10 protein-coding genes are annotated in these 9349 nt (G+C 76.4%); 1 reads left to right on the forward strand and 9 read right to left on the reverse strand.

What is annotated here, in order from left to right; genetic code table 11:
* Positions 1-42: 42 nt before the first annotated feature.
* From ACFV0G_RS27505 to ACFV0G_RS27545, 9 genes are all read right to left on the reverse strand, one after another.
* Complete coding sequence (locus ACFV0G_RS27505; protein WP_380553487.1) at positions 43-1695, reverse strand: APC family permease; 1653 nt, start codon at positions 1693-1695, stop codon at positions 43-45.
* Between the two features lie 369 nt (positions 1696-2064).
* Positions 2065-2607 carry a hypothetical protein gene (locus ACFV0G_RS27510; protein ID WP_380553490.1) on the reverse strand — a complete coding sequence of 181 codons (543 nt, stop codon included), beginning with the start codon at positions 2605-2607 and terminating at the stop codon, positions 2065-2067.
* A gap of 171 nt (positions 2608-2778) precedes the next feature.
* Positions 2779-3030 carry a hypothetical protein gene (locus ACFV0G_RS27515; RefSeq protein WP_380553493.1) on the reverse strand — a complete coding sequence of 84 codons (252 nt, stop codon included), beginning with the start codon at positions 3028-3030 and terminating at the stop codon, positions 2779-2781.
* Between the two features lie 82 nt (positions 3031-3112).
* Positions 3113-3751 (reverse strand): DJ-1/PfpI family protein, encoded by a 639-nt coding sequence (locus ACFV0G_RS27520; protein ID WP_380553496.1) that lies wholly within the window; start codon positions 3749-3751, stop codon positions 3113-3115.
* A 4-nt stretch (positions 3752-3755) separates the two neighbouring features.
* Entirely contained in the window at positions 3756-4733 is a 978-nt protein-coding gene (locus tag ACFV0G_RS27525; RefSeq protein WP_380553499.1) for a GlxA family transcriptional regulator, read from the reverse strand.
* A 107-nt stretch (positions 4734-4840) separates the two neighbouring features.
* The gene (locus tag ACFV0G_RS27530; protein WP_380553502.1) at positions 4841-5434 is read right to left on the reverse strand and encodes a hypothetical protein; all 594 of its coding nucleotides are present in this window, start codon (positions 5432-5434) and stop codon (positions 4841-4843) included.
* Positions 5435-5673: 239 nt separating this feature from the next.
* Positions 5674-6699 carry an NAD(P)/FAD-dependent oxidoreductase gene (locus tag ACFV0G_RS27535; protein WP_380553505.1) on the reverse strand — a complete coding sequence of 342 codons (1026 nt, stop codon included), beginning with the start codon at positions 6697-6699 and terminating at the stop codon, positions 5674-5676.
* The gene (locus tag ACFV0G_RS27540; protein ID WP_380553508.1) at positions 6696-7217 is read right to left on the reverse strand and encodes an isoprenylcysteine carboxyl methyltransferase family protein; all 522 of its coding nucleotides are present in this window, start codon (positions 7215-7217) and stop codon (positions 6696-6698) included. Before ACFV0G_RS27540 ends, ACFV0G_RS27535 begins: the two co-directional genes overlap by 4 nt.
* A gap of 7 nt (positions 7218-7224) precedes the next feature.
* On the reverse strand, positions 7225-8289 hold the full coding sequence (locus tag ACFV0G_RS27545) for a type III polyketide synthase (RefSeq protein WP_380553511.1): 1065 nt from the start codon (positions 8287-8289) through the stop codon (positions 7225-7227).
* Positions 8290-8403: 114 nt separating this feature from the next.
* On the opposite strand from ACFV0G_RS27545, the gene ACFV0G_RS27550 reads away from it, so the two are divergent.
* Positions 8404-9261, forward strand: coding sequence for a UbiA family prenyltransferase (locus tag ACFV0G_RS27550; protein WP_380553514.1), 858 nt, complete (start codon positions 8404-8406; stop codon positions 9259-9261).
* Positions 9262-9349: the final 88 nt, after the last annotated feature.

Consider the following 9349-nt stretch of genomic DNA (forward strand, 5'->3'; position numbering starts at 1 on the left):
CGGCCGGGCTCTCGGGGTCAGCGGGTCAGGTGGTGCCGGGGGTCAGTGGCCGCCCTCGTCGACGACCTCGACACCCTCAATGTTCTCGTCGATCGCGTCGGCCGGCAGGGCCACCCGGATCGCCCAGTGGTAGATGCCGACGGCGAAGGCCGCGACCAGGGCCATGTCCCACCACATCGGGATGGCGCCGGTGCCGTCACCGAAGCCGCCCTGCCAGGAGATCAGGCCCAGGCCGACCAGGTAGGCGGGCAGCCACTGGGCCGGACGCCAGTCCAGACGCGGCGCGTTCGGCAGGCCCTTGCGGACCGCGTACGCGGCGTAGCCGCCGAGCAGCAGGTAGCCGATCAGGATCGCGATGCCCAGGCGGGCCAGGGTGTGCCAGCCGGTCCAGTAGATGATCAGGCTGGCGACCACGAAGGAGGTCGGGGCGATGATCTCGCCGAATGGCAGGCGGTAGGAGCGCTCGCGGTTCGGCAGGCGGCGGCGCAGCGCGCCGAAGGCCAGCGGGGCACCGGCGTACATCAGCACCGAGGCGGAGGTGATGAAGCCGACCAGCTCCTGCCAGCTCGGGAAGGGCAGGAAGCAGATGACACCGGTGACGAACGAGATGGTCAGGCCGAACCACGGCACGCCGCGCTTGTCGATCCGCTCGAACAGCTGCGGGGCGTAGCCGTTCTTGCTCAGGCCGTAGGAGATGCGCGAGGTGGAGGTGGTGTAGATCAGGCCGGTGCCGCCGGGGGAGACGATGGCGTCGAAGTACAGCACCCAGGCGAGCCAGCCGAGGCCGACCAGGGTGGCGAGGCCGGCGAACGGGCCGCTGATGCCGGGGAAGTCCAGGTTGCCCCAGCCCTTGGCGAAGGCGGTGCCGGGCAGCGCGGCGATGAAGACGACCTGCAGCAGGACGTAGATCAGGGTGCCGATGGCGACGGAGCCGAGCACCGCGCGCGGGATGTCGCGCTTGGGGTTCTTGCTCTCGCCGGCCAGCTGGATGGCCTGCTCGAAGCCGAGCAGGGCGAAGATGATGCCGCTGGTGCTGATCGCGGCGAGCACGCCCTTCATGCCGAACGGGGCGAAGCCGTGCGAGGTGAAGTTGCCGCCGTGGAAGTTGCTCACGGCCAGCACGAAGATGGTCAGCAGCGGCACGAAGATCTTCAGCCAGGTCGCCACCGAGTTGGTGTGCGCGAGCACCCGGACGCCGAGGAAGTTGACCGCGACGAAGACGCCCATCAGCAGGACCGCGACGACGAAGCCGCTGGCGGTCAGGGTGCCGTTGTCGTTGAGGAAGCTCTTGGCGAACTCCCAGTGACCGGCGTAGCCGATCATCGCCTCGACCTCGATGGGGGCGACGGTCGCGGCCTGGAGCCAGGAGAACCAGCCGAACGACATGCCGGCCAGGCCGCCGAACGCGTAGTGGGGGTAGCGCGCGGTGCCGCCGGCGACCGGGAACATGCCGCCGAGCTCGGCGTGGACGAACGCGAGGAGCACGATCGCGACCGCGCCGATGCCCCACGAGATGAGCGCCGCCGGACCGGCGACCATGACGGCGTTCTTCGCGCCGTACAGCCAGCCGGAGCCGATGATCGAGCCGACGGACGCCCAGAGCAGACCGATCAGGCCGACTTCGCGGCGGAGTGAGCCGCCGCTCTTGCCGGTGGGAGGGGCGCTCGTGGGGGCGAACTGGTCAACAGAAGCCATGGGTGGAGTGGACCTCTCGGACGAATGGCAGGGGTTGAGAGTTGCCCAAGGCTAGGCGGACGGATTTGTCGAACAGAACCCCATGAATCCGAATAGTTATCTTCGGTCCGCGGGATCGATCATGAAATTCTGTCAAACGTCTTGAGTGTCATGCGAGTTGGCGTATGTGCAGCTCATCGGGAGGTTTTGAGATTTGAGGATCCCTTGAGGAATTGGCCGAGGGGGCATCGCCTCCCGCCCGACTGCATAGTCATGAGGCCGTCGGGGAGTATTTCGGGGAGGGATTGTGGAAGAGTATGCAGGCATCGAAATTGGTGCAGACCAGCATTCAGCGAGGTTCGGGCGCTGCCGATCCGGGCCCCTTCGGGGCTACCCGCCGGTCACTTTGTCGCCGAGGGCGTCGACCGCGTACCACTGGTCGATCTGCTGCCCGCCCGCGTCGCCCGCCGCCGTGTCCAGGGCGTTGTAGTAGAGCGGGTGGCCCTTGTAGAGCACCTGCGCCGGGCCGTCGGTGCGCGGCGCCATGCCCAGCAGCCCGTCGTCCACGCCGCTGCCGGCGACCGGGAAGCCGGCCGTGGTCAGCGGCGGCCAGGCCGCGGCGCAGTCGGCGTAGCAGGTCGAGCTGGTCGAGGCGTCGCCGTCGAACAGGTAGAGCGTCCGGCCCTGCTTGTCGACCAGGATCGGGCCGAGGCCCGCGTCGTCCGCCAGCGACACCTCGGTGCCCGGCTGCTCCGGGCTCGCACTCGCGCTCGGGCCGGGGGTGTCCGCGGCGCTCGGCGAGGCCGACTCCTGGCCGGCCGCACCGGGCAGCGGCGCCGGCGTCGGATCACCCGGGGCGCAGCCGGCGGCGGTCGCGCACACGGTGGCGAGCAGGGCGGCGGCGAGGGCGGCGGCCGGGCGGACCTTGATCATCGCGGACTCCTTCACCGGGCGTGAGCGGTCTGCTACCACTACCGCCCCGCCCCGTCCGCCCGGCCACTCCAGCGGCCCCGCCGTCGGCGGATGGAGTGGCCCGATTGCCCTGGACGGCCCACCGGCGCCCGCCCCGGCCGCTGCCCGGCGGGTGGCCCGGCCGCCGCGGCCTCAGCCCTCCGCGGCCCAGACCGTCCGGTCGCCGCCGCGCCAGCCGACCAGGTCCGGATCGTCCAGGTCGGGCTCGGCGACACCCGCATGGCGGATGTACTCCGCGACCTCCTCGGCGCTGTGCGCCTTGCCGACCAGCCGCCCGTAGATCTCCACCCGGCGGTAGGGGTGCGCGCCGCGGGTGGGCGGCCGCACCACGACCGGCGGGTGGAAGATGTCCTCGCCGGCGGCTCTCTCCGGTGACGCTGCCATACCTCCAGTGTCACCCACCGTCGGCCGGACCGGCCGGACGGACGGCCGGGATGCCCCCGCCCGGCCCAACCCGGCCGCCCCCTCAGGCGCCCAGCAGCTCGGCCCGCCGGGCCCGCAGCGCGGCCACCAGCTCCGGCGGCGCGCTCGCCGGAGACCCCGCGTCGAACAGCGGCGCCGGGTCGTACTCGATCCCCAGCTGGATCGCCTGCGCCGTGCGCTCGCCCGCCAGCCGCGCAGCCAGCCACAGCCCCAGGTCGATCCCGGCGGACACCCCGGCGGCGGTCACGTACCGGCCGTCCGTCACCACCCGCTCCGCGACCGGCACCGCCCCGCCCGCGGGCAGCCGGTCCAGCCCCAGCCAGTGCGAGGTCGCCCGGCGGCCGGCCAGCAGCCCGGCGTCCGCGAGCAGCAGCGAGCCGGTGCACACCGACGCCGTCCAGACCGTCCCGGCGTCCACCTCCCGCAGCCACCTCAGCAGCTCCGGGTCGGCGGAGGCCGCCGGCTGCCCCGGCCCGCCGGGGACGACCAGCACGTCCGGCGCCGGCACCTCGGCCGTCGACGCCTCGGCCACCAGCGACAGGAAGCCGGTCTCCGTCCGGACCGGACCGGCCTGCACCGCGGTGAACACCACCTCCGCCCCCGGCAGCCGGGACAGCACCTCGTACGGCCCGACCGCGTCCAGCGCGGTGAACCGGTCGTACAGCAGGACCGCGATCTGCACGCGGCTACTCCTCTCGGTCGCGCCCCGGCGCGGTGCCGGGGCGAAAACGCCGGCGGTACTCGGTCGGCGGGACGCCCAGCGTGCGCAGGAAGGCCCGCCGCATCGCCTCCGGCGAGCCGTAGCCGGCGGCCCGGGCGACCTGCTCGACGCCGTCCGGCGACTCCTCCAGCAGCCGCCGCGCGGTCTCCAGCCGCACCCCGTCCACGTACCGCCCCGGCGGCACCCCCACCTCGGCGGTGAAGGCACGGGCGAACTGCCGGGGCGAGAGCGCCGCGCGGGCGGCCAGCGCCGGGACGGACAGGTCGGCCTCCGGGTGCTCGCCGATCCACCGCTGGACCTCCCGCAGCCCCTCCCGCGCGGCCAGCTGCGCCGCCAGCGGCGCACTGAACTGGGCCTGGCCGCCGGGACGCCGCAGGAACACCACCAGGTGGCGGGCGATCGCCAGCGCCACCGGGCGCCCCAGGTCCTCCTCCACCAGCGCCAGGGCCAGGTCGATCCCGGCGGTCACCCCGGCCGAGGTCGCCACCGGCCCGTCCCGGACGAAGATCGGCTCGGGGTCGACGGCCACCTCCGGGTACTGCCGGGCCAGCGCCCCGCCGTAGGCCCAGTGCGTGGTCGCCCGCCGCCCCGCGAGCAGGCCCGCCGCGGCCAGCAGGAACGCGCCGGTGCACACCGACACCACCCGCGCGGCGCCCGGCGCGAGCTCGCCGATCCGGCGGACCACCGCCGGGTCGGGCACCCGGGTGCCGTCGCCGCCGGGCACCACCAGGGTGTCGGCCGGCCCGGCCGCCGCGAGGTCCTCGTCCGGCTGCAGCACCAGCCCGCCGGAGGTCCGCACCGGGCGTCCGCCCGGCGCGGCGGTCCGGATCAGGTACGCGCCCGGCCGGGCCGCGCAGGCGCCGGCGAACACCTCCAGCGGACCGGTGACGTCCAGGCTCTGCACGCCCTCGAACAGCACGAACAGCACCCGGTGAGCGGTCATGCGGCCAGCCTCGCAGCGCGGCCGGACGGCGGCAACGACGTCCTTCCCGCCTTTTCTGCCACCGCCGTCCGCCACTGCCGCTGCCGTCCGGCCGTGGCCCGCCCGGATCAGGACCGGCGGTCCGGCGGCGGGTCGGTGAACAGCGGGGCGCGGCCGAGCGGCGGCGGCTCCCCGGGCAGCCGGGCCAGCTGCCAGTAGTGCCGCACCATGAGCTGCAGGATGCTGCGGACCCGCAGCAGCAGGGCGGCCGCCAGCGGCAGCTCGACGAGGACCGCCGCGCCCACCGCGGCCCAGATGTCGTCCGTGCCCCAGGAGAGCATCACGTCGAACCAGGCGTCGCAGATCAGCAGCACGGCCGCGGCCAGCGCCCACGGCACCATCAGCCGGCGCCGCCGCCAGCCGAACCAGGCGGTCGCCCCGAGTGCCACCAGCAGCCCGACGTCGAAGCCGACCCAGGCCAGCCGCCACTGCCGGGCCTCGTAGTGCACCGGCAGCGTCGCGGCGAGGAAGCCGATCCACGGCAGCAGCGCGACGCAGCACACCAGCAGCGTGCCCAGCCCACGCCGCCGCCGTCGGTCGATCAGCCGGGCGGCGTCCTCGCCGAGCAGCGCCCGCCAGCCGGCGGGGTCGGGCGGGTCGGGCGGCCCGCCCGGTGGCCGGCGGCCCGTGGCGTCCGGGCCGCCGGGACGGTCGTTCCCCATGGCGTCCTCCCGGTCGAGGCGGCCCCTGAGGCATTGTCCCGCCCCGGACGGCGCGCCGCCCCCGTGGCGGCCGGGCCGGACCCTCCGGCGGGCGGCGACGGCACGCGCCCCCCTGTGCCCTCCGAGCGCTCCCGTGCACCCTGCCCTGCGACTGGCCGGTGTGCCGGGCGGCACGGTCCCCTTGACCTGCGCCCGGGGGCGGTGCGGACCACCCGCCACCCGGGCGACCACCGCCGGGCTCAGGCCAGCAGGTTCACCCCGGCCGCGAAGACCCGCGGCAGCCGGGCCGCGGCCGGCACGATCAGCGGCGCCAGCAGCGGCCGCTGCCGCGCCCACAGCAGCGATCCGGTGAGCAGCCGGTACCCGCGCGAGGCCCGCCGCCAGGCCTGCTCGTACGCCTCCGGGCGGCCCTCGCGCACACAGCGGACGAGTTCGCCCGCGCAGGCCAGGGCGACCGACAGGCCCTCGCCGGTGAGGGCGTCCAGGTAGCCGGCCGCGTCGCCGACCAGCAGCGCCCGCCCGGCGACCCGCGCGCGGGAGCGCTGGCGCAGCGGCCCTGCGCCGCGCACCGGTGTGCCGCCGCCGGCCGGCAGCCGGGCCGCCAGCAGCGGGAAGTGCGCCAGCTGCTCGTCGAAGGGCGCCCGGTCCGAGGTCAGCAGAGCCACCCCGACCAGCTCCGGCCCGACCGGGGTGACGTACGCCTCGGCCCGGGCCGACCAGTGCACCTCCACGGCGTCCGACCAGGGTGCGACGGGGTAGTGGCGGCGCAGCCCGTACCGCGCGGGGCGGCCGGGCGGTACGGGCAGGTCGAGGCCGAGGGCGCGCCGGGTGGGGGAGTGCAGGCCGTCGGCGACCGCCAGGTGGCGGGCGCTGAGCCCGGCGGCGGTGACCCGGTCGGCGCCGACGCCGACCCCGGTGATCCGGCGGGGCAGCACGGTGACGCCGAGCTCGGCGGCCCTGGCGGCGAGCGCGGCGTGCAGCACGGTGCGCCGTACGCCGAGGCCGTGGCCCTGCCGGAAGGCGGCCCGGGCCGTCCGTCCGCCGGCCGCGTCCAGATAGCGGATGCCGGTGAACGGGCGGCCCGCCGGGACGACCCCGAGGGCCGCCAACTCCCTTACCGCCGCGGGCATCAGGCCCTCCCCGCAGGCCTTGTCCACCGGTCCGGGCCGGGGCTCGGCGACCACCGTCTCCAGCCCGGCGAGGGCGGCGTGCAGGGCGGTGGCCAGCCCGGCCGGCCCGCCGCCCACCACCAGCAGGTCGATCACCGCAGCGCCGCCGCGGACGCGTCCAGTGCGCTCTCCTCGCAGCGGATCCGGACGCTCAGCAGCGCCAGGTTCAGCCCGGTGAAGCAGAGCGCGGTCAGCCACGCCGAGTGCACCAGCGGCAGCGCGGCGCCCTCGGCGACCACGGCCGCGTAGTTCGGGTGCCGCAGCCACCGGTACGGGCCGCCGGTCACCAGCGAGAGGCCGGGCACCACGATCACCCGGGTGTTCCAGCGGTGCCCGAGGGTGCTGATGCACCACCAGCGCAGGCCCTGCGCGGCGAGCACCACGGCCAGCATCGGCCACCCCAGCGCGGGGACGAACGGCCGGTCGGCGACGGCGGGTTCGAGCAGGCAGCCGGCCAGCAGCGCGGTGTGCAGCAGCACCATCGCCGGGTAGTGGCCGCGGCCGGACTCGGTGCCGCCGCGGGCCAGGCTCCACGCGGCGTTGCGCCGGGCGACGGCGAGTTCGGCGAGCCGTTCGGCGGCGGTCAGCAGGACGAGCAGGGTGTACCAGGGCATCGGGCCCTCACCAGCGCAGCAGGACGAGTTCGGAGGCGAAGCCGGGGCCGAGCGCCAGCATCACACCGGTCGCACCGGGCGGCGGCGGCCCGGCGGCCTGGACGTCGCGCAGGATGTGCAGCACCGAGGCGGACGACAGGTTGCCGACCCGGGCCAGCGAACGCCGGCTCGCGGCGAAGGCCGGCTCCGGCAGCGCGAGCGCCCCGGCGAGGGCGTCCAGTACCTTCGGGCCGCCGGGGTGGCAGATCCACGCGTCGACGTCGCCCGGTTTGAGGTCGTGCTCGGCGAGGAAGGCGGCCACCTCCTCGGCGACGTGCAGCCGGGCGAGTTCGGGCAGGTCGCTGCCGAGGACGATCCGAAAGCCCCGGTCGCCGATGTCCCAGCCCAGCAGGTGCCCGGTGCCGGGGTAGAGCCGGCTGCGGACGGCCACCACGGCCGGCCCGGGGGACGCGGCGTGCAGCGGGTGTCCGGGGCCGACGGCCAGCAGCGCGCCCGCGCCGTCGCCGAACAGCGCGGACGCCACCAGGTTGGCCGTGGAGGAGTCGGAGCGCTGCAGGGTCAGCGAGCACAGCTCGGTCGACAGCAGCAGCGCGGCCTGTTCCGGACGTCCGGTCAGATGGTCGTGCAGCCGGGCGAGTCCGGCGGCCCCGCCCGCGCAGCCGAGGCCGAAGACCGGCAGCCGGCGCACGTCCGGGCGCAGCCCGAGCGGTCCGGCCAGCCGGGCCTCCAGGGAGGGTGCGGCGATCCCGGTGACGGAGGTCGACACCACCAGGTCGATCTCCTGGGCGGCCAGCCCGGAGCCGTCCAGCGCCTCGCGCACGGCCTGCTCGCCGAGGTTCAGGGCGGCGGCGAGGAAGGCGTCGTTGGCCCGGCCGAATCCGTCCAGGTGCGCGTACTGCTCCAGCGGGAGCGCCAGATGACGGGTCGCCACCCCGGAGCCCTCGTGCAGCCGGTGCAGCACGGCCGGGTCGGCGCCGGGCGGCAGGACCAGCCGGGCGAGCGCCTCGGCGAGGTCCCGCTGCCGGTACCGATGGGGCGGCAGCACCCCGCTCACCGCCACGATTCGGGTCATCCGGCCAGCATAGGGACGAGTGGGGTGGATCCCGGCCAATCGGAGTACTCCGGGCGCGCCCCGCCAGGGGCCCGGGTCCCCCGGCCGTGTGTCCGTGCGCCCTACCCTGACGGCATGTCGAGCGACCTGACCGGGCCCGTCACCGCGGCGGCCCGCCGGGTGCGGACGGCCGCGGCCCTGCCCGCCGCCTGCCATCCGGCACCGGCCGCCGCGGTGACGGTGTTCGCGGCCGCACTCGCGGCGTCCGCCGGGCGCGGTTTCGGCGGCACCCTGCTGACCGCGGCCGCGGTGGCGGCCGGCCAGCTGTCGATCGGCTGGTGCAACGACCGGGTCGACCTGGCCCGGGACATCGCGGCCGGCCGCCGCGACAAGCCGCTGGCCCGCGGCGATCTGGCCCCCCGGACGGTGGCCGCGGCCGCCGGCGCGGCCCTGCTGCTCTGCGTCCCGCTCTCGCTGGCCTGTGGCGCCGCCGCGGGCGCCGCGCACCTGGCGGGGGTGGCCGCGGGCTGGGCGTACGACCTCGGGGTGAAGCGCACGGTGCTGTCCTGGCTGCCGTACGCGGTGGCGTTCGGGCTGCTGCCGGCGTTCGTCACGCTGGCCCTGCCGGGCGGGCCGTGGCCGCCCTGGTGGGTCATGGCGGCGGCGGCCCTGCTGGGCTGCGGCGCGCACGCCGCGAACGTGCTGCCCGACATCGAGGCCGACCGGGCGGCGGGCGTGCGCGGGCTGCCGCAGCGGATCGGCCGCCGGGCGTCCGCGGCGCTGGCCGCGGGCTGCCTCGCCGCCGCCACCGCCGTCCTGGTGCTGGGCCCGCCCGGGCCCCCGGGCGCGGGCGGGGTGCTGGTCCTGGTCGCCGCGGCCGGTGCGGCCGCGGCGGCGCCGGCGGCCCCGGGCCGGTGGCCGTTCCTGGCGACGCTGGCGATCGCCGCCGCGGACGTGGTGGTGCTGCTGGCCCGCGGCGGACCGGCCGGATGAGGCCCGGGCCGGCCCCGCGGGGGCCCCCCCCCCCCCCCCGGCCGGGGGGGCGGGTGTGGGGGGCGGCCGATGGGACCGCGCCGGGGGC

Origin of the sequence: Kitasatospora sp. NPDC059571 (assembly GCF_042735675.1) — a bacterium.
GTDB lineage: Bacteria > Actinomycetota > Actinomycetes > Streptomycetales > Streptomycetaceae > Kitasatospora.